This window comes from Snodgrassella sp. M0351 (assembly GCF_016100575.1).
Taxonomy (GTDB): domain Bacteria; phylum Pseudomonadota; class Gammaproteobacteria; order Burkholderiales; family Neisseriaceae; genus Snodgrassella; species Snodgrassella alvi.
On sequence record NZ_JACFSG010000001.1, the window covers coordinates 1100787 to 1120911 of the forward strand.

The 20125-nt window shown below is 43.0% G+C and carries 17 protein-coding genes; 12 read left to right on the plus strand and 5 right to left on the minus strand.

Annotated features, from left to right (window positions below; all coding sequences use genetic code 11):
• Window positions 1–457: 457 nt before the first annotated feature.
• The 4 genes from H3V01_RS04930 (at window position 458) to H3V01_RS11020 (ending at window position 4298) form a co-directional block, all read left to right on the plus strand.
• Window positions 458–3103, plus strand: a complete 2646-nt coding sequence (locus tag H3V01_RS04930) for a heavy metal translocating P-type ATPase (RefSeq protein WP_232332591.1) — start codon at window positions 458–460, stop codon at window positions 3101–3103.
• 11 nt (window positions 3104–3114) lie between these two features.
• Window positions 3115–3366, plus strand: a complete 252-nt coding sequence (locus tag H3V01_RS04935; RefSeq protein ID WP_198186141.1) for a hypothetical protein — start codon at window positions 3115–3117, stop codon at window positions 3364–3366.
• Window positions 3359–3514 carry a 2Fe-2S iron-sulfur cluster-binding protein gene (locus H3V01_RS11260; protein ID WP_370570123.1) on the plus strand — a complete coding sequence of 52 codons (156 nt, stop codon included), beginning with the start codon at window positions 3359–3361 and terminating at the stop codon, window positions 3512–3514. The genes H3V01_RS04935 and H3V01_RS11260 overlap by 8 nt, the downstream gene beginning before the upstream one ends.
• Window positions 3515–3632: 118 nt before the next feature.
• Window positions 3633–4298 carry a tyrosine-type recombinase/integrase gene (locus H3V01_RS11020; RefSeq protein WP_198186143.1) on the plus strand — a complete coding sequence of 222 codons (666 nt, stop codon included), beginning with the start codon at window positions 3633–3635 and terminating at the stop codon, window positions 4296–4298.
• A gap of 188 nt (window positions 4299–4486) precedes the next feature.
• Here H3V01_RS11020 and H3V01_RS04950 read toward each other — a convergent pair whose 3' ends face one another.
• The 3 genes from H3V01_RS04950 to H3V01_RS04960 are packed head-to-tail and all read right to left on the minus strand — an operon-like array spanning window position 4487 to window position 6898.
• On the minus strand, window positions 4487–5185 hold the full coding sequence (locus tag H3V01_RS04950; RefSeq protein WP_025330903.1) for an aspartate/glutamate racemase family protein: 699 nt from the start codon (window positions 5183–5185) through the stop codon (window positions 4487–4489).
• Between the two features lie 25 nt (window positions 5186–5210).
• Window positions 5211–5864 carry an HAD family hydrolase gene (locus H3V01_RS04955; RefSeq protein WP_198186144.1) on the minus strand — a complete coding sequence of 218 codons (654 nt, stop codon included), beginning with the start codon at window positions 5862–5864 and terminating at the stop codon, window positions 5211–5213.
• Window positions 5865–5908: 44 nt separating this feature from the next.
• Window positions 5909–6898, minus strand: a complete 990-nt coding sequence (locus H3V01_RS04960) for a cation diffusion facilitator family transporter (RefSeq protein WP_198186145.1) — start codon at window positions 6896–6898, stop codon at window positions 5909–5911.
• A 704-nt stretch (window positions 6899–7602) separates the two neighbouring features.
• On the opposite strand from H3V01_RS04960, the gene H3V01_RS04965 reads away from it, so the two are divergent.
• From H3V01_RS04965 to H3V01_RS04975, 3 genes are read left to right on the plus strand one after another with little or no spacing between them, the layout of a single operon-like run.
• Window positions 7603–9108: an MBOAT family O-acyltransferase gene (locus H3V01_RS04965; protein ID WP_198186146.1), complete on the plus strand. Its 1506-nt coding sequence runs from the start codon at window positions 7603–7605 to the stop codon at window positions 9106–9108.
• A complete protein-coding gene (locus H3V01_RS04970; protein WP_198186147.1) occupies window positions 9095–10303 on the plus strand; it encodes an SGNH/GDSL hydrolase family protein in 1209 nt (402 codons plus the stop codon). Before H3V01_RS04965 ends, H3V01_RS04970 begins: the two co-directional genes overlap by 14 nt.
• Entirely contained in the window at window positions 10293–11453 is a 1161-nt protein-coding gene (locus tag H3V01_RS04975) for an SGNH/GDSL hydrolase family protein (RefSeq protein WP_198186148.1), read from the plus strand. Before H3V01_RS04970 ends, H3V01_RS04975 begins: the two co-directional genes overlap by 11 nt.
• A gap of 76 nt (window positions 11454–11529) precedes the next feature.
• Here H3V01_RS04975 and nfsA read toward each other — a convergent pair whose 3' ends face one another.
• Window positions 11530–12270, minus strand: a complete 741-nt coding sequence (nfsA, locus tag H3V01_RS04980; RefSeq protein WP_198186149.1) for an oxygen-insensitive NADPH nitroreductase — start codon at window positions 12268–12270, stop codon at window positions 11530–11532.
• Between the two features lie 20 nt (window positions 12271–12290).
• Window positions 12291–12890 (minus strand): NAD(P)H:quinone oxidoreductase, encoded by a 600-nt coding sequence (wrbA, locus tag H3V01_RS04985; protein ID WP_198186150.1) that lies wholly within the window; start codon window positions 12888–12890, stop codon window positions 12291–12293.
• Between the two features lie 126 nt (window positions 12891–13016).
• Between wrbA and H3V01_RS04990 the strand changes: the two genes are divergently transcribed.
• From H3V01_RS04990 to H3V01_RS05010, 5 genes are all read left to right on the plus strand, one after another.
• Window positions 13017–14243 (plus strand): YihY family inner membrane protein, encoded by a 1227-nt coding sequence (locus H3V01_RS04990; protein ID WP_198186151.1) that lies wholly within the window; start codon window positions 13017–13019, stop codon window positions 14241–14243.
• 79 nt (window positions 14244–14322) lie between these two features.
• On the plus strand, window positions 14323–15654 hold the full coding sequence (locus H3V01_RS04995) for a M23 family metallopeptidase (protein ID WP_198186152.1): 1332 nt from the start codon (window positions 14323–14325) through the stop codon (window positions 15652–15654).
• Window positions 15655–15729: 75 nt separating this feature from the next.
• Complete coding sequence (gene xth, locus H3V01_RS05000; RefSeq protein ID WP_198186153.1) at window positions 15730–16494, plus strand: exodeoxyribonuclease III; 765 nt, start codon at window positions 15730–15732, stop codon at window positions 16492–16494.
• Window positions 16494–17609 carry an anhydro-N-acetylmuramic acid kinase gene (locus H3V01_RS05005; protein WP_198186154.1) on the plus strand — a complete coding sequence of 372 codons (1116 nt, stop codon included), beginning with the start codon at window positions 16494–16496 and terminating at the stop codon, window positions 17607–17609. Before xth ends, H3V01_RS05005 begins: the two co-directional genes overlap by 1 nt.
• 112 nt (window positions 17610–17721) lie before the next feature.
• A complete protein-coding gene (locus tag H3V01_RS05010; RefSeq protein WP_198186155.1) occupies window positions 17722–20082 on the plus strand; it encodes a DNA translocase FtsK in 2361 nt (786 codons plus the stop codon).
• Window positions 20083–20125 lie beyond the last annotated feature (43 nt).

Here is a 20125-nt window from a genome sequence, read left to right on the forward strand (position 1 = left end):
GAGATCGCAACGGTTGGGTAAAATTTCTAAAATCCAGTTATGGTGTACATCACAACGACTGAATGTAATTCACGAACTCCAGTTGTGGTAAATAGCACCACAACTGATTAACCAATGCCAAAATTCAACTGTGGTGATCTCCACCACGGTTGAAAAAGGCTTACTGAATACAGTTCAGGTCAAATCAATTAAGAAAAATTCCAATAAAAATTTCAGGTTGTCATGATTATTTCTTATTAACTACCTTATTCTCTTCTCAATATCAGCGTAAAACCCTTTGATAAAATCGAATTTAGTATTTAGTAATTAGAATTTATAGCTAGTGCAAAAAACAGTTATTGCTCATAAAAATCATAAGAACTATTGACATTAACGTTACATCAAGGTTAATAATTAATCCATTGTTAAACCCAAAGAGCAAAATTCTTTTTTATTTAATTATTATAGGAGACGGACAATGAGATCTTTTTCAAAAACCTGTTCTTGCAAAACAAAGCATGAGGCTAATCATTCATGTGAACAGACAAATAAGAATAAACAAGAAACAAAGTGTTGTTCTAGCTCTGATAACAAAAATAAAACACCAAATGAGCACCATCATGCAACCTGCGCGAAAACAGATGATGATGGAGAAGATGATTCGGACAGTGCACACTCCAGTGGAGGATGTTGTGGGCATGAACATGTAACCTCTCCTTTATTAGACATATCCCCTATTAGTGATGCTTCTGATACTCGAGCTGTTTACCGCATCATGAAAATGGATTGCCCAATGGAAGAAGCGCTTATTCGAAAAAAACTTGGCAGCATTCAAGGGATTACTCATCTTGAGTTTAATTTAATGCAACGTATTCTCACTGTTGATCATGAGCTTTCATCTACTGAATCAATTATTGCTGCACTAAAATCAATCGATATGACACCAGAGCTAATACCTAATAATAAAGGTGTAATAACGGTGTTTTCAATTAATGGTATGGATTGCCCAGTTGAGGAGAACTTAATCCGAAGTAAGCTCGCTACAGTATCAGGTATTTTTGATCTTGAATTTAATTTAATACAACGTACTTTGAAAATAAATCATGAGACTTCTGCTTTATCTACGATATCAGAAGCATTATTTTCATTAAATATGGATGCAAAACTTCTAAATACTGAGTCTGGAGAAAGTAATACTATCTCTTCACCTAAAATACCATGGGGAAAATTAGCAATAGCAGGAATAGCTGCTGGATTATCTGAAACTTTTGAACTGATTAATGAATGGGGAATAAGTCCATTTGGTCTTAATCTCAAAGCTTGGACTATTGGCAGAATTGAAATTGTAGAATGTTTACCTTTAATATTTGCTGTAATAGCTATTGCCTTAGCAGGTCTTTCTACTTATAAAAAGGGCTGGTTAGCAGTCAAGAATTTCAATTTAAACATCAATGCACTTATGTCTGTTGCTGTAACAGGCGCGATCTTTATCGGGCAGTTTCCAGAGGCAGCGATGGTCATGGTGTTATTTAATTTATCAGAAGCTATTGAGGCAAAAGCACTTGATCGCGCTAGAAATGCAATTAAAAACCTTCTTGCTTTGGCACCTGAGAAAGCAACCGTTTTACAAGAAAATGGGACGTGGCAAGAAATTAATATTCGCCAAATCCCTATAGGCAGTCGAGTACGAGTAAAGCCTGGCGAAAAAATTGGCTTAGATGGTGTCATTAAAACAGGTCAGTCTACGATTAACCAAGCACCTATTACTGGTGAAAGCATGCCCATAGAAAAAACAGTGGATGGCATGGTTTATGCAGGCACAATTAATGAATCAGGTTCTTTTGAGTTTGAAGTAACTGCAGCAGCAAATAATTCAACTCTCGCTCGTATTATCCATGCAGTAGAAGAGGCTCAAGGAGCTAAAGCACCTATGCAAAGGTTTGTTGACCAATTTGCAAAATACTATACGCCTGCTGTTTTTATAACAGCCATTTTAGTAGCAATTGCTTCACCGCTGATTATGGGAGGCAAATGGGATGAGTCAATCTATACTGCTCTGGTCATTTTAGTTATAGGCTGTCCTTGCGCACTTGTCATATCAACCCCTGTTAGTATTGTTTCAGGAATGGCCGCCGCAACACGCTATGGCATCTTAGTGAAGGGAGGAACATTCCTTGAACAAGGTCGCAAACTAACTTGGTTGGCTTTAGACAAGACTGGAACTATTACTCATGGTAAGCCTCGCCAAACTGATTTTGTGAAGACCGGCAATCTTGAGAGAAATACGATCGTAACTATTGCTTCCAGTATTGCTGCCCGTTCAGATCACCCAGTATCTAAGGCTATTGCAGACAATGCAATTGAAAATGATTTGATTTTACAAGATGTTGATGAGTTTATCGCTATACCTGGTCAAGGCGTTAGTGGCGTTATTAATGGGCAGACGTGGTATTTGGGTAACCATCGCATGGTTGAAGCACTAAAAAAATGCTCGAAAAAACTTGAATCTCAAATTATTAATTTAGAAAAAATGGGAAAAACGGTTGTGGCTTTAGTAGGGGAAAAAGGTGTTCAAGGGCTTTTTGCAGTAGCTGATACATTGAAAGAATCCAGTATTGAAGCCATACGTGAATTGAAAAAAAAGGGCGTCAAAACACTGATGCTTACTGGTGATAATGAGCATACTGCCAGAGCTATTGCAGAACAAGTAGGTGTAGATGACTTCAAAGGAAATTTATTGCCAGAAGAGAAGCTTCAGATAGTCAAACAATTGCAAACAAATAATGAAATTGTAGGTATGGTAGGTGATGGGATTAACGATGCACCTGCTCTCGCTAAAGCAGATATCGGTTTTGCAATGGCCGGTGGCGGTACAGATACGGCCATAGAAACTGCTGATGTGGCATTAATGGATGATGATCTTCAAAAAATTCCTAAGTTCATAGGATTGTCTAAATCTACCTATGCGATTTTAGTACAAAATATAGCATTTGCCCTAGGGGTTAAGGCGATATTCTTTGTACTTACTTTTATGGGTTTATCAACAATGTGGATGGCTGTTTTCGCTGATGTAGGTGCATCTTTAGCCGTGATTATCAATGGTTTGAGAGCAATGCGTAAATAAGAAGTTATCAAATGTCTACGTTAATTGCAGGATACTGCACACTTTGCCGCTCACGCTGTGGTACATTAAATGAAGTTGATAACAATCGCTTGATTAAAGTTATACCGAATCCAACTCATCCAAATGGTCATGCCATGTGTATGAAAGGCAAGGCAGCACCTGAACTGATATATAGTGCTAATCGCATTTTTTACCCAATGAAAAGGACTAACCCTAAAGATGCTGCTGACTTTTGGAGAAAGTTTGGGTATCAAAATGCCTAGTGGTTGCCGTGTAGGGCAATGTGAAAGTTGCTCAACTAAAGTTATAAAAGGTTCAACGACGCATCTTAATGGGGCCGAACACTCAGATGAAGGTTGTTGCTTAACTTGTGTTGCCATTCCTACAGGAGATATTATTATTGATGCTTAATTAGTAGCTTATAGAAATAATAATAAATTTAATGAGTTTGTTTGTTTTGATAAACAAATACAAAGCCAGCATCTAGCTGGCTTTACTTTCTAATAACTTAACTACGCCTCAAACACCTGTGGCAGCCAATAGGGATTTAGCATTATTTAGCACAATATGGACAATGTGCAGCCCTGCAAACTGGAATTATATTAACAAAGAATGTCCATCTAAAGGTATTAAAAAAAACAAAGAAAAACCAAGGGACGTATATGTTGAAGACTATATATATGAACTTCTTTACAGATATGGCACGCAAGACTTACAGGATGCAATGCGAATGGCGATGATGTTAGGGCAACGACCAAGCGATATGCTAAAAATCCATACTGGCCTTATTCACAATGGCATACTTAGTTTTAAACAAAATAAAACAAGCAATCCTTTGCGCTTTAAAGTTACTGAGAGTTTACAAGAAATAATCACGCGCCGCGCACCTTATGGAGGATATTTATTTTTAAATTCGCGTAAGCGCAAAATGTCTGTAGGTAACTTATGGGAGCGCTACAAGAAAGCACAGGCTATAGCTATTCAAAAGCACCCAGAACACGCCGAAGAATTAGCACAAGCTCAGTTTAGAGATTTACGCGCCAAGTCAGCTACAGATAAATCATTAGTATCTAGTGAAGAGGCAGCGCAAAAATTATTAGGTCATTCCAGCGTAAATATAACGAAACGAGTATATATCAGACGCAGCAAAGAGATAGATCCATTTGAAGAAGGTGTAGTTAATAAAAATAAATGATGTTGCTCGAATTGCGGAACAAGTAAAATAATTGCGGAACAGACAAATTATAATTTATATTTTTTATTAAATAAAACAACACTTTTAATCTAATTAATTATTTTTTCAATCTGACTGAAAAACAAAACAGATGATTATTTAACCATCTGTTTTATCAGCTTATCCGCTTTTATATTTCGGAAACTGCATTATTTATCTGTTAAAGCCCAGTCTACTGCTGCAGTAGCATGAATTGCCGTAGTATCAAATACCGGTACCGGACTGTCATCCTGCGAAACCAGTAACATAATTTCGGTACAGCCAAGAATGATGGCTTGAGCGCCCTTATCAGCCAGACGCCGGATAATCTGCCGGTACTGCTGGCGTGATTCTTCACGTATGATACCTGATACCAGCTCTTCATAAATAATTTTATGTACTGTCTGACAATCTTTATCGTCAGGAATCAATACCTCTAAACCAAATTTTTCTGTAAGCCGGCCTTTATAAAAATCCTGCTTCATGGTGAATTCGGTACCCAGTAAGCCAACTTTTTGCAGCTTCTGGCTGCAAATTTGCTTAGCCGTTGCATCAGCGATATGCAGCAAAGGTATTGTTATACTATTCTGTACCTGTTCAGCCATACGATGCATGGTATTGGTACAAATTACAATACACTGTGCTCCGCCCTGCTCCAGCTGACGTGCAGCTGTACACATATTTTCTGCCAGTTCATCCCATCGTCCCTGATGCTGCAAAGCTTCGATTTCGGCAAAATCTACAGATAACATGATGCTGCGGGCTGAGTGCGTACCACCAAGACGCTCACGTACTTGTTCATTAATCATGCGGTAATATTCAGCAGAACTTTCCCAGCTCATGCCACCGAGCAACCCAATGGTTTTCATGTTTTCCCCTTGTTCGTTTAAAAAATTATTTATTTAATAGTTGAAGAATTTCTTTTGGCTGCTCAACAATATAATCGGCTGGCCATTGCGATATGTTATCTTCTGCACCGATATATCCCCAGTTCGCCAGCACAGTAATCATGCCGGCATTGCGTCCTGCCTGCATATCACGCTCTGCATCACCGATATACAGACAGTTTTCGGGAGCTACGCCAATGTGACGGCATGCATAGAACATGGGTTCGGTACTGGGTTTCGGCGCACTAGTGGTATCTCCGCTTACGATTACAGCCGGTTCAATACTGCATCCGAGTTTTGGTACCAGACGGTCAGTAAAAACATGCGGCTTATTGGTAATAATCCCCCAGGCTATGTTCTGTTCAGCCAGTTTTTCTAATAACTCATTGATGCCGCCAAATAAAACGGTCTGATCAGTAAAATGCAGTTCATACTCATCCATAAAATCCTGCCTCAAAGCTGCAAACGCAGGATTATCAGGCTGCATACCTGTACCGAGTTTAATCAGTCCTGCTGCACCATGGCTGGCAACCGGACGAATCTCTGCCATAGTTTTAGGCGGTAAATTCTGCTTTTGCAGCACATTATTAAGGGCTATCCCTAAGTCTGGCGCCGTATCGGCCAGGGTACCGTCCAGATCAAATAACACAGCTTTAATCATGATTTTCTACCTGAAAAATGGTCTGATAATCTGATTATATTGTATTAATGAACATGCTGACCGGCAACAGAAGGGATACAGCATAAAAGATTATTGCTGTGTTTATGGGCTGCGCTTTCTGTCTGTACCGTAACATGATGTATATCATGTCTGAGCAATACTTCTGCCAGTTCATTAACCAGTTTCTCTGCTTCCGTTATTGTTAATGTACCATCAACAACAATATGGCAGGACAAAGCATTCATATTGCTGGTAATAGTCCAGGCATGTAAATCATGTACAGCTTTAATTCCCGGCATATCCTGAATCACTCTGCCCAGCTGTTCCAGCTCAATTGCATCCGGTGTGCCTTCCATCAGAATACGCAAAGTGGTTTTCAAGATTCCGATTCCACTGTAAGCAATCAGGCAGGCTACCACTATACTTGCTACCGGGTCAGCCCAGCGCCAGCCAAACAGCATCATCAGTACAGCTGCGGCAATAGCACCCACAGAACCGAGTAAATCACCCAGTACGTGTAGAAACGCCCCGCGCATGTTTACATTATGTTCTGTCTCACTACTGCTGTGCATATACCAGGCAATAATAATATTTACCAGTAAACCAATCGTACTGATAATCAGCATGCCCCGGGTAGCAATATCCGGCGGATTAACAAAACGACCTATGGCTTCATAAACAATCATAACTGCAATTACCATTAGCGCCAGACCATTTACTGCCGCCGCAATAATTTCAAAGCGTTTATAACCAAAGGTCTGCCGACCATTTACCGGTCGCTCACTCAGGTGAAATGCGATTAACGACAGTGCCAGTGCCAGTGCATCCGAAAACATATGACCAGCATCCGACAGCAGTGCCAGACTATTGGTTAACCAACCACCAATAATCTCTACCACCATATATGCACCGATAATCAGCAGTGAAATACTTAAAACTTTTTTATCTGCACTGTGTGCACCAAGATGATGATGGTGATGGTGATGATGAGCTTCATCATGTTCATGCTCATGTGTATGGTTATGTTCGTGCATAGTATTCCTTTAAATATTGTCTGATACCATTAATACGTTAAACCCTGACATATGGTAAAAGTCAAATGTGAATATCAGCAGATTTCAGCTCAGAACATTCTGGAATCCATAGTTAAAGTTAATATTTATACATACCGGCAATAAATTTTTTACGTAAGTTGATAATAGCAGAAAACACAGAAATTTTGCCGATGTTTACTCAGGCTTTGTGCTGACAAATATCGATATCAGCAAAAGCAATAAATATTTTTAATATGTTTATTATTTAAATAATAAATTTTTATTTATTAATTTCCTTACATTGTTTCACATATCGAGGTAAAATACTTGTTTGTACAAGTCATGTTCAGTGAGCTACTGAATCATTAATAGACTTGAGAATTGACAGCCAATTCAGATTAAGCGAAAAGAATACATATTCCGGTTTGAAGTGTTTATATTTTATGAATATGTAGTTTTCATTCACACTGAGAATACTTGTTTATTCTGGTAATGTGAGATTTTTTGCAAGCTTATTCATAATACCGGATCATTGATTGATTATATGCTTTTACAAAACGAATATTGTATGCATATATTAGCTGCCGGAAATAATCCGGATTTAAGCAAAAACATGAATTAACTGATTCTCAACTGTTGCTTTTCTTATTATTTATGTTTGGCATGGTTTAACAATCACTACTTTCTGACTGTTTATCTGTTTCATGTTTAGTTTTATATCTATTGAATTCGGCCTTTCATTTATTGCCTTTTTCTGTCTTTACTGGCTGTTGGGCAGCAAACCGAAACTGCAAAATCTGCTTTTACTGTGCACCAGTTATCTGATTGTTTATTTGTGCGGAAAAATACAGGCACTAATTGCATTACTGCTATTTACGGTATTTATTTATGCCACATCTGTACGAATAGTTCATGCCGCTAAACCCAGAATATGGCTGATAACTGCAATCATATGCACTATTCTGAATCTGGCATTATGGAAATATTTTGATTTTTTCCGCACCTCTGTCAGCTATGGCTTGGATAGTTTGAAACTGAGTTCCGACTGGCTGTCGGGTATCATATTACCGCTGGGACTGTCCTACTACTCATTTCAGGCCATCAGCTATCTGGTTTCGCTTTATCAGGAGCGATGCCACAATCAGCCTGCCGGTAAAGTTTTTACATTACCGGGTCTGGCCCTGCATCTGGCTTTTTTCCCTACTATTACTGCAGGCCCGATTGCACGCGCCTACGATGCACGCGGGTTAACGGATATATATAAACAGGCCTGCGGTATGGCAACACAAATCTATACTCCGCAACCCCGCAGAATTCTGGCACCTACTCTGGCATTGTGTCTGATTGTAATGGCTTTAATGAAAAACTGGTGGCTGTCCGGCTGGATTGCCGACAACTGGGTAGATCCGGTATTCGCTAATCCCATGCAATATCATAGTCTGGAAATACTGGCTGCCATATATGGCTATACTGTTCAGCTGTTTTTTAATTTTTCCGGTTACAGTGACCTGATGATCGCGATTGGGTTGCTACTGGGATTTCGCCTTCCGGTGAATTTCCGCGCACCATTACTGGCACATAATATCCGCGAATTCTGGCTGCGCTGGCACATCAGCTTATCAACCTGGATACGGGATTATATTTATATCCCGTTGGGCGGCGGTCGACATGGAATGGCGCGCACCCAGCTTAACCTGCTGATAGCCATGGCATTATCCGGAATCTGGCACGGGACAGGCTGGCATTTTTTAATCTGGGGCTTATTGCATGCAGCCGGGATGATCTTGCTTAATCTGGGCGACTGGCTGTACAGTCGTCTGCGTCATTGTGAATTGAATAAAGCTCGCGATGCTTTGAGTAAAAGCAGCCGGCCAGCTAAAATTATCAGCATAGTTGTGACTGTACATTTTGTATGTTTTTGTTTTATTTTTTTCCGCGCACCTACACTTAATGATGCTCTGCTTTTGTTACACGCACTGTTTTACAACAATATCAATGTACCTCTGAGTACCAATCCGTTTTATTTTTTTAGTTTGTTATTGCTGGCATGGATACTGTATCCATTTCTGGCAAAATTTACCAATATGTTATACAAGCGCGCGGATTCTCTGCCACGATACCGTCTGATTCTTCCTTTATTACTGTTAGTGGTTCTGGTATTAATTTGCGCGCCAACAGGTATTCCGGGATTCATTTATGCCAACTTCTAAATACCGCCGCGTGCCTTCTTACCACAATAAACAGAAAAAAAAGTATCCTCATGTTGAGGAAGTACCTGTGGTTAGTGTAAAAACCATTACAACAATGCCTATTGTTGTTGAGAGTGAAGAAACAGAAACCAAAGAGCAGCCGAAGAAAAGCAATAAACAGCAATTTCGTTTTGTCCTGCTTGTTTTCATCATTACTGCCGGTATTGCATTATGGCTGATGCAAAACTCAATTATCGCCTATTATCAGCAAACTTACCATAGCAACAGTATTTTAACGAAACTAAAACAGTATACATGGTGGCAAACAGGCAGCCGTGCTGGTGAAGCACTTAATAACGGTGTCAACCAGCTTAATCAGTCAATCAAGTCTGCTAACCTCAGCACCATCACTGCTTTTAATGATAATTACGCCTATACGGACAGCTATAAAGCCAAATTGCAGCAACAACTAAAACTTGCACAGGAACAGCATCGGTTAGCCCAGAAAAAAGCAGCAATAGAAAATGATATGAAGGCAGCCTTTACGCTTACAGCTGCTGATGAAGTGTTTTTTGCCGGTGATTCATTAATGCAGGGGGTGGCACCGCATGTGCAAAAATGGCTCAGTGAAGTTTATGGTATTAAAAGTATCAACCTGAGCAAACAGAGTACCGGATTAACCTATCCGGGCTTCTTTAACTGGCCGCAGACTATTGCAAATACGCTGGAAAATAATCCGCATATCAAAATACTGGTTATGTTTCTCGGACCGAATGATCCATGGGATATTCCTGATCCGCATAACGGCAGCAGATTTGTCAGCTTCGCATCTCCTCAATGGGAAAGTATTTACCGCAGCCACATCAAAACCATTATGGATAGCGCCCGACAGCATCAGGTCACCGTTTTGTGGCTGACTCCGCCGGATATGAGAAAGCAAAAACTGAATGAACAAATGATTTATCTGCGTCAGATTACTGCCGATGAAGTAAGCAAAAATCATGGATATGTCGTAGATACCCGTGCAATGCTGGGTAGTAATGGTGATCAATTTTATGATACGGTAACACAAGCTGATGGAAAGAAAATTAAAACCCGCAGTTCAGACGGGATTCATTTCACACTTTCTGGGCAAAAAATTATTGCCAGAAATATTTTTAACCGCTTCAATCTGCCAGCACAAATTACGGATAACGATACAACAAATGTACAGTAAAAAGCATCTTGCCATTCTGGGCTGCTGCCTTTTCATTATGGCCTGCTCAGCAGATCCGGCTCCGGCACAATCTGCCCGCAAACAGGTATCAGCATCTTCGCAGAATAATCATGCTGCACAGATTGCCCAGGCATTACAGAAAAAAAGTATCAATATAGTGCAAATCGGTGATTCACATACAGCAGCGGATTACCTTACAGACGCTGCCCGTGTGTACTTACAGCAGCAATTAGGTAATGGCGGTCCCGGATGGGCTATGCCGACTCAGTTTCCGGGTTTACGTCTGGCGCGTTTTACCTACCAGAATCAGGGCTGGCAGGCTATTTCCAGCCGTACCGATACCAGCCAGAATTATGCACTTGGCGGTTTGGTAGCTGTTCCTTCCGTGGGGTCAGTAATGACTATCAAAACACGTGAGCCCGAAGTCGAACAAACAGTTACCGTCACTATCCGTCAGGGACCAAATGATGAAGATTTAACGATTACCGACAGTAACGGTAAACAGATTGTTCTTGGCGCACAACCCAAAGATAATCAATGGCATTTCAGTCAGTTTAACGCACATTTTCCGATTACCGTTACCGCCGGTATGAATTTTCAGACAGCCATAGGCGGCTGGTGGGTACGTAATCAAAACCGTCAGGGTGTGGTATTTTCTGCTCTGGGGATTAATGGTGCCCAGCTTACTCAGTGGCAACGCTGGAATACTCAGGCATGGCAGCAGGAGTTGAATGTTATTGCTCCCGACCTGATTATTCTTGCCTACGGTACCAACGAAGCCTATAACGGAGTTGAGATTGAAACCGTTAAACAAAATCTGATTGAAACTATTAACCGCATTCGTGCAGCCTCTCCCAACAGTGCCATTATGATTCTTGGTGCGCCGGAAAGTCTGAAAAGTACAGCTGGCTCATGCGGCGTACGACCGGAAAAACTCACTGAATTACAGGAGATGCAAAAAGAAGTGGCACAAAGCCAGCAGGTATTTTTCTGGGACTGGCAGGCAGTAATGGGGGGTGAATGCAGTATGAAACCATGGATTAATCAGGGACTGGCCCGGAATGATGGTGTTCACTTTACCTCAAAAGGTTATCAGCGGCTTGGTCAGGCACTGGGTGAAAGTATTTTATCCATGCGTCAGCAGCGGTAATTCTGTATTTAAATAAAAAAACCGGTTCTGCGGGTAATTATATCCTGCAAAACCGGTTATTTTTTATTCAGTCTGTTTAGCGTTTCGCCAGCCCCTGCTGATGCAAAAATGGCAGAATCTGCGGACGTAAAGGCTGAGAAAAATTGTTAGTCACAGCCTTACTCCAGTTCAGATCCAGACCACTGCGCTCTTTATAATAAGCAGTAAGCTGTTCATCATAAGCAGCCAGTTTGGCTGCATCAAGTGCCTTATAACTGTTTTCACTCACCAGTGTTTCCAAAGGCAGACGGGGACGATACATCGGATCCTGAGCCGGATGCCCGATACACATGCCGAACAGCGGAAAAGTTAATGGCGGCAACGCCAGTATTTCTGCCGCACGGGCGACATCATTACGCAGAGAACCAATATACACACCACCCAAGCCCATTGATTCAGCTGCCAGAAGACAGTTTTGTGCCATGATACCGGCATCCACAGCACCGAGAATTAATCCTTCAGTCCAGTCCAGCTGGGCTTCAGGAAAAGCCTGCTTGTGTTTTGTGTAATCAATACAAAATACCCAGAATTCTGCAGCAGTACGTACGTATTTCTGATTGGCTGCAACTTCACATAAAGCCGCACGTTTTTCCGCATCTGTAACGCGAATAATCTGGGTACTTTGCATAAAACTGGATGAAGAAGCAGCACGACCGGCTTCCCAGACCGCTTCACGCTGCTCATCCGTTAAAGCTTCTTCAGTAAATTTACGGATGGAGCGATGACGGTAAATAGTCGGTAAAGTAGCTTCACTCTTTAGATTGGTGTGGTAACTCATGATTATTCCTGATATTAATTTTAGCTTTTCAGACGCAGCGCCAGTTCAGCCAACCGTTTACCCTGGGCAAAAGCCAGTGCCTCTTCTTCAGCACTTAGTTGAGTATTATTATTATGACCGGCCACATGGCTGGCACCGTAAGGTGTTCCGCCACTATGGGTACCATTAAGCTGTGGTTCACTGAACGGAATACCGCACAACAGCATCCCGTGATGCAAAAGCGGAGTCATCATACTTAAAAGCGTACTTTCCTGACCACCATGCAAACTGGTGGTACTGGTAAATACACAGGCTGGTTTGCCAATCAGACTACCCGCCAGCCACAAGCTGCTGGTACTGTCGAGAAAATATTTAACCGGTGCAGCACAATTTCCAAACCTCGTCGGGCTGCCCAGAGCAAGTGCTGCACAGTTCTGAACTTCATCCAGAGTAACATAAGGCGCTCCTTCATCCGGAATCTCCGCTGCTGTTGCTTCACATACAGCCGACACTTTCGGTACAGTGCGTAACAAAGCTTCACACCCTTCTACACTGTCTACACCACGAGCCAGTGCCAGTGCCAGATTACGGGTACTGCCTGACAGGCTGTAATACACCACCAGAATAGGTAAATCGGCCATATACTGCTCCTTAAAGATTGTCTGAAGGCTATTATTGTGCCGTAAGTGTCATAAATTGACCAGCCTGCACGGAAAGTCTGCGCCGTCTGCTCTTTTTGGTTACAATCAGCCATGTGAGGAGTCGCCATGAATATACAATTATTTAAAAGCAAATATTTACAGCAGCGCCTGCCACAGTTTTTATTGTTTGTTGCGCATAACTATCAGCGCTGCAAGCTGCCGCTTATTGCCGCCAGCCTGACATTTACTACGCTGCTGGCACTGGTACCTTTTTTTACTATTACTGTTATTGTCATTAATGCGTTTCCCATGTTTGCAGATATGGCCACACGCTTTAATCAGTTTCTGACCCATATTATTGTACCGGCTGCCGGTGCCGATTCTGTCGGTGACTATCTGTATGACTTCCGGGATAAAGCCAGCGGATTAACTGCTGTCGGTATCAGTTTTATGATTATTACCTCACTGATGCTGATACAGACAATTGAGCATGCATTTAATCAAATCTGGCAAGCACGCGATCAGCGACCACTATGGATTCGTATTCTGATTTACTGGGCACTGCTAACCCTGGGACCGGTCGTGCTGGGAATGAGTCTGTCTTTTATTAATTTATTATCTAATCCGGCCAATATGGCCAATCAGATACCGTTTTACAGCACACTTTTTAAAATTATCACCAATCTGGCGCTATTCACCATTTTATTGTTTTTATTATATAAACTGGTACCATTTTGTTTTGTTCGATGGCAGCATGCTCTGCTAGGTGCTTTTATCACAGCAGTGGGGCTGGATTTATTGCGGCGCGGCTTTGCTATTTTTGTTACCTATTTTGGCAATTATCAGAAAGTATATGGTGCATTTGCAGCAATACCGGTATTTTTAATCTGGCTGAATTTATTATGGTTGCTGTTACTTGCCGGTGCTGTACTTACCTCTTCTTTGCCCTACTGGCATCAGGACAGATTTCGCCATCTGCGTCAGTATCAGCCATTTGAAAATGCACTTGATCTGTTGTATCAGCTGGTAACAGCTCAGCAACAAGGACAGGCTGTCAAATCCTGTCTGTTGCAGCAAAAGCTCGGAATCAGTGATAAACATTTAGACCAGATACTTTCTAAACTCGAAAAGCAGCATTATATTGCTTACTGTAGTGACGGCTGGATATTGCAAAAAGATCCGGATAAAATCATGCTGTCAGATTTGTATCAACTATTTATTTATCAGCCTAATCACAATTCAGCCGTAGCTACTTCCGTAAACACCCTGCTACAGCCATGTTTACAGCAACTGAATATCAGTCTGTCCCGATGGGCAAGACAACTACAACAGCAAACACAAAATCAATCATAAAAATTATTCTGACACTGGTAATTTCAGATAAATAGTTTTACATTTACCTGTTTTAGGATGGATTGCCCGATACACAACCATGTCCCTGTTAACTCAATCATCAGCCTTGTTAAAGCAGTTCAAACAGAAAATAGCCGCCAAACCAAAACTTTGGTGTGGTATTGCCGTGGCAATCGTATTGCTTCTGATTATACTGGTTGTACTCATATCCGGCCGTAAACACAATTCAGATCGTTATCAGCCAAAGCATATAACACTCAAACTGGCTCCGGTTAACATTAAAACCCAGGCGCCTGTACAGAATTTCTGGCGGGACGAAATCGTCCAGCCCGGCGATACGATTAACATGGTACTAAGCCGCTTTGGTATCAGTGCAGATGAAATTCAGCGCATTACCAGTCTTAACATCATCAAAAATAAGGTACAGCATTTACAGGTCAATCAGGTTTTCAGTATCCGCACCGATAACAATGGCCTCCTTACCGATATCCAGTTTTTTAATGATGATGATAATGGCGAAAAAAATCTGGTGGCACTGAAAAAAACCGGTAATAACTGGAATGCCGATATCAGCGCAGTGGATACTGAAACTCTGCCGACATTTAAAGCCGTTGTCGTTAAAACCTCTGCACGAGGAGCACTGGCACAAGCCGGTATTCCGGTAGAAATCAGAGAATCACTGCGTGAAATTTTCAAAGACAAAATTGATATTAACTCGCTGCAAAGTGGCGATACTATCCGCCTGATTTACGACAGCCTGTATTATCGCGGTCAGGAACTGGCAACAGGTGATATACGCGCAGCAGAATTCAGCCACAATGGCAATATTTATCATGCCTATTATTACGATACCGGTAATGATGGTAACGGCCAGTACTATGATGTAAACGGTAAACCTTTGCGCAAAGGATTTTCCAGTGTACCAGTCGATGGTGCACGGATTTCTTCCCCCTTTGGTACACGTTTTCATCCGATACTGCAAACTCTGCGCATGCACAGCGGTATCGATTATGCTGTTGCCAGCGGAACACCCATACATGCCCCATCGGATGGTACTGTTGAAAGCTTTGGTGTCAAAGGGGGCTATGGCAATGCAGTTGTGCTGCGACACAACGACAGCATGCAAACTCTGTACGGACACATGAGTGCTTTTGCTAATCTAAGTGTTGGTCAGCATGTACAGGCTGGTGATATTATCGGATACGTAGGCAGTACCGGCGTTTCTACCGGCCCGCATCTGCATTACGAAGTCCGGATTAACGGACAGCCGGTAAATCCGACCAGCGTTGCCCTGCCGACCCGCACACTGAATGCACGCGAACTGGCTGACTTCAAAAAGAAACAGCATCACTGGGATAAGCAGTTATCCGGCTTTCGTAATCTGAATGTGACCATTGCCCAGCTGGATTAACTGATAGCGGTATCTGCTCTGGAACTCACCAAACTTTACGCATACAATACCCGTTTTGCTGAAACAGAATCCATCATGAAAATTGCCACCTGGAATGTCAACTCCCTCAATGTGCGTCTGCCGCATACGCTGCGCTGGCTCGAAGAAAACCAGCCGGATATACTGGCTTTGCAGGAACTGAAACTTGAGCAGGATAAATTCCCGGAAACTGAATTTACCCAAATTGGCTATCATGCAGCATGGAACGGGCAAAAAACCTATAATGGCGTTGCCATACTCAGCAGACAGCCTCTTGAGGACGTAACAGTTGATATCCCCGAATTGAATGAACCGCAAAAACGCATTATTGCGGCAACGGTTAATGATGTCAGAATTATCTGTGCTTATTGCGTCAATGGTGAGGCTGTAGGCAGCGAAAAATTTGCCTATAAAGAGCGTTGGTTTGCGGCACTGAATAACTATATCAACACTGAGCTGGCACAACATCCCAAAACCATATTGCTGGGCGATTTTAATATCGCACCACATGATACAGATGTTTATGACCCGGTAAAATGGCAGGACAAAGTATTGTGTTCAGCACAGGAGCGCAGCTGGTTTCAGCAGTTGTTGAGTCTGGGACTAACAGACAGTCTGTATTATCTTTATCCGGACAGCACAAACTATACATGGTGGGATTACCGTATGAATATGTTTAAACGCAAACTTGGTTTACGCATAGATCATATACTGATCAGCAATGCGTTATTGCCGGCTTTGCGTGAAGTACAGATAGACAGCGAAGCCCGCGGCTGGGAACGCCCCAGTGATCATGCACCGGTAATGGCTACTTTCGCCTGATGAACAGCACACCTTCTTTTCAATACTATATCGGCCTGATGTCAGGCACCAGCATGGATGGTATTGATGCCGTACTGGCCAAACTTTCCGGTACTCAATGGCTAGGTGTCTGTGCACATGCATTCGTCACCTACCCGGAAACACTCAGGCAGCAGCTATTATCATTACAAATACCACAGCAGAACGAACTGGCACAGGCAGCGGTACTGGCACAGCAGCTAGCACACCTGAATGCTCAGGCTGTCAGTACAGTGCTCAGTACAGCACAAACTGAAGCTCGGACCGTGACAGCACTGGGCTGTCACGGTCAGACCATACGTCATGTACCGGAACAGCATTACAGTATTCAGCTAATGGACTGGGCACTACTGGCCGAACTTACCGGCATCACAACAGTAGGTGATTTTCGCAGTCGCGATCTGGCTGCCGGTGGTCAGGGTGCGCCATTGGTACCGGCCTTCCATCAGGCAGTTTTTACTGATGAAAAGCAATGCCGTGTGGTTCTGAATCTGGGCGGCATTGCCAATATCAGCGTTCTGCAACCACACCAGCCGGCATTCGGCTTCGATACCGGTCCGGCCAATATGCTGATGGATGCATGGGTACAGCAAAACTGGCAGCAAGAATTTGATTTTAACGGCACACTGGCCGCACAAGGCCGGACAATTGAGCCATTGCTGCAAGCCATGCTCAGCCATGCCTATTTCAGCCAGCCTTATCCCAAAAGCACCGGCCGTGATTTATTCAGTTCCGATTGGCTCAGCCAGTATCTTAACGGACAGGAAAATCCCGCAGATGTATTACGCACTCTGCTTGAACTAACCGCACACAGTGCTGTAAACGCCATTATAAATGCCGCACCTGATGCCGGCAGCGTATATGCATGTGGCGGCGGGGCGCAAAATCTGCTTCTGATGCAAACACTGGCACAGCAGCTTGAATTACACCGGATATCTCTATACAGCACCGATACTTTACAACTTCCGGCACAACTGGTTGAGGCTTCTGCTTTTGCCTGGCTGGCGGCATGCTGGTATCAGCGTCAGCCTGTAGCCACTCATCATGCTACGGGTGCTCATGGTGCACGTATACCCGGCTGCGGTTACTGGGTTTGATACTCCGCAAAAAACCGTTAAATCCTGTTACTAATATCAGATACAGAGCCTGACAGAACGTATAATAACCAGTTAATTTCTGATAAAAATACCAAATTAAGCTGCAACATTTATGGCCACAACACGAAAAAAAACTGCTCCGAGCAAGCAGTTACCGAAAAAACTCAAACCACAGGAAATCAGCAAACCCAGACAGCCATGGTTAATGAACCTCATTAATGATATTTTCTGGCTGCTGGCACTGATGATTACCCTGTTTGTCATACTGTCATTAGCCAGCTTTGATATGGCTGATCCGGCATGGTCACGCGGTATTGCACAAATTAATAAAACTCATAATCTGGCCGGTCTTACCGGAGCATGGCTGTCTGATATCGGCTACTACATTTTCGGTTTATCTATCTGGTGGTTAATTATTGCTGCCATTATCGCCCTGTATAAAAGCTTTCGTCCGCTCAATGCACGCTCTCTTAACACCAGCGTTGACAGTAAACCCTACAGCAGCTGGCTGGCTCTGAGTGGTTTAGCTGTACTTCTGGTATTCAGCCCTACTCTAGAAAATCTGGTATTTACCAGTATGCTTGAGAATACTCTGCCTATTGGTGCAGGAGGTTTAACCGGGCAGAGTTTCGGAAAACTATTACATCAGTTCTTCGGTATGACCGGCGGTCTGATTATCAGTATATTTATGATGCTGATCGGGCTGTCAATGTTATTGCAGGTATCGTGGTTAACCGTAATCGAAAAACTTGGTGCACAGTTTGAATGGTTCTGGTGCAAATTACTGCGCCGGCCGCAGCGGTTAATTACCGAATTTCCAAACAACAAAACCGTCCGGCGTGTAGTCAAACAGGCCAAAAATATTACAGCAAAAAATATCGAACCACCCGAGCTTACCACCAGCAACCGTAAAACCGTGGCTGTACGTACAGAAGTACCCGTCGCACAGGATTTAACAGAACCGGCACCGGTATCTGAACCTATAGTAAAAAGTGATAATGGTCTGATTCATTTACCGGATACAGAATTACTCAGCAAACCCTCCGGTCAGCCTGCTGTGGTTAACAGCGAGCTTTTGCAGCAAACGGCTGCACACATCGAATCCCGATTGAAAGAATTCGGCGTTGAAGTAGAAGTGACCAGTGCCACTACCGGCCCGGTTATTACCCGCTATGAAATCGAACCGGCACAGGGAGTAAAAGGCAGCCAGATAGTCAATCTTAATAAAGATCTGGCCCGCTCCCTTTCAGTACAAAGCGTACGTGTTGTAGAAACCATCGCCGGTAAAACCACAATGGGCATTGAGCTGCCTAATGAAGAACGCCAAAACGTTCTGCTGTCAGAAATACTGGGCGCAAAAATCTTTCATGAAGCCACTGATAAATTAACCATGGCTATGGGGAAAGATATTGCCGGTGCACCCGTGATTGCCAGTCTGGCGAAAATGCCGCATTTACTGGTTGCCGGTACTACCGGCTCTGGTAAATCTGTCGGTGTTAACTGCATGATTCTGTCGATTTTATACAAAGCACAGCCGGACGAAGTGCGCTTTATCATGGTAGACCCGAAAATGCTGGAATTAAGTGTATACGACGGCATTCCGCATCTGCTTGCTCCGGTGGTTACCGATATGAAAGAAGCAGCTCAGGCACTCAACTGGTGTGTTACCGAAATGGAAAAACGTTACCGGCTGTTAGCGCATGTCGGAGTACGCAACATTACCGGCTTTAATGACAAAGTAGCAGCTGCCAAAGCAGCATCAACGCCACTGGTTAACCCATTCAGTACCAATCCGGACGATCCGGAACCATTGGATAAACTGCCTTATATCGTTGTTGTTATTGATGAGCTGGCTGACCTGATGATGGTAGAAGGCAAAAAAGTAGAACAGCAGATTGCCCGGCTGGCACAAAAAGCCCGTGCTGCCGGTATCCACCTGATACTGGCAACACAGCGCCCGAGTGTTGATGTGATTACCGGACTGATTAAAGCCAATATTCCCACCCGGCTTTCATTTCAGGTATCCAGTAAAATTGACAGCCGTACCATTCTGGATCAGATGGGTGCTGAAAACCTCCTGGGTAAAGGTGATATGTTGTTTTTACCGCCCGGTCAGGCAGAACCTACCCGTCTGCATGGTGCATTTGTCTCCGATGATGAAGTTCATGCCATCGTTAACTTCATTAAACAGCAGGCTCCTGCCCAATACGTAGAAGGCTTATTATCAGGAGAGGCTGCTCAGACCAATGTTAATCAGGTTAATCCGAACGCCAACAGTGACGAATTATTCGACCAGGCGGTAGCCTTTGTACTGGAAACCCGTAAAACATCTATTTCATCTTTACAACGCCATCTGCGCATTGGTTACAACCGTGCAGCAAATCTGATGGAAGCACTCGAAGCCGCAGGTATCGTTTCACCTGCTGAGCTGGGTGGCAGCCGGCGGATTCTGGCACACAAAGACAGCCTGTAAAGATTAATTACCTTTCTCGGTCTGCCAGTAATTAAAGCCGCAA

What these genes read in the sequence shown, in the direction of transcription:
- H3V01_RS04930 (WP_232332591.1), top strand. Translation starts at nt 458, where the DNA reads ATGAGATCTTTTTCAAAAACCTGTTCTTGCAAAACAAAGCATGAGGCT.
- H3V01_RS04935 (WP_198186141.1), top strand. Translation starts at nt 3,115, where the DNA reads ATGTCTACGTTAATTGCAGGATACTGCACACTTTGCCGCTCACGCTGT.
- H3V01_RS11260 (WP_370570123.1), top strand. Translation starts at nt 3,359, where the DNA reads ATGCCTAGTGGTTGCCGTGTAGGGCAATGTGAAAGTTGCTCAACTAAA.
- H3V01_RS04950 (WP_025330903.1), bottom strand. Translation starts at nt 5,185, where the DNA reads ATGAAAACCATTGGGTTGCTCGGTGGCATGAGCTGGGAAAGTTCTGCT.
- H3V01_RS04955 (WP_198186144.1), bottom strand. Translation starts at nt 5,864, where the DNA reads ATGATTAAAGCTGTGTTATTTGATCTGGACGGTACCCTGGCCGATACG.
- H3V01_RS04960 (WP_198186145.1), bottom strand. Translation starts at nt 6,898, where the DNA reads ATGCACGAACATAACCATACACATGAGCATGAACATGATGAAGCTCAT.
- H3V01_RS04965 (WP_198186146.1), top strand. Translation starts at nt 7,603, where the DNA reads ATGTTTAGTTTTATATCTATTGAATTCGGCCTTTCATTTATTGCCTTT.
- H3V01_RS04970 (WP_198186147.1), top strand. Translation starts at nt 9,095, where the DNA reads ATGCCAACTTCTAAATACCGCCGCGTGCCTTCTTACCACAATAAACAG.
- H3V01_RS04975 (WP_198186148.1), top strand. Translation starts at nt 10,293, where the DNA reads ATGTACAGTAAAAAGCATCTTGCCATTCTGGGCTGCTGCCTTTTCATT.
- nfsA (WP_198186149.1), bottom strand. Translation starts at nt 12,270, where the DNA reads ATGAGTTACCACACCAATCTAAAGAGTGAAGCTACTTTACCGACTATT.
- wrbA (WP_198186150.1), bottom strand. Translation starts at nt 12,890, where the DNA reads ATGGCCGATTTACCTATTCTGGTGGTGTATTACAGCCTGTCAGGCAGT.
- H3V01_RS04990 (WP_198186151.1), top strand. Translation starts at nt 13,017, where the DNA reads ATGAATATACAATTATTTAAAAGCAAATATTTACAGCAGCGCCTGCCA.
- H3V01_RS04995 (WP_198186152.1), top strand. Translation starts at nt 14,323, where the DNA reads ATGTCCCTGTTAACTCAATCATCAGCCTTGTTAAAGCAGTTCAAACAG.
- xth (WP_198186153.1), top strand. Translation starts at nt 15,730, where the DNA reads ATGAAAATTGCCACCTGGAATGTCAACTCCCTCAATGTGCGTCTGCCG.
- H3V01_RS05005 (WP_198186154.1), top strand. Translation starts at nt 16,494, where the DNA reads ATGAACAGCACACCTTCTTTTCAATACTATATCGGCCTGATGTCAGGC.
- H3V01_RS05010 (WP_198186155.1), top strand. Translation starts at nt 17,722, where the DNA reads ATGGCCACAACACGAAAAAAAACTGCTCCGAGCAAGCAGTTACCGAAA.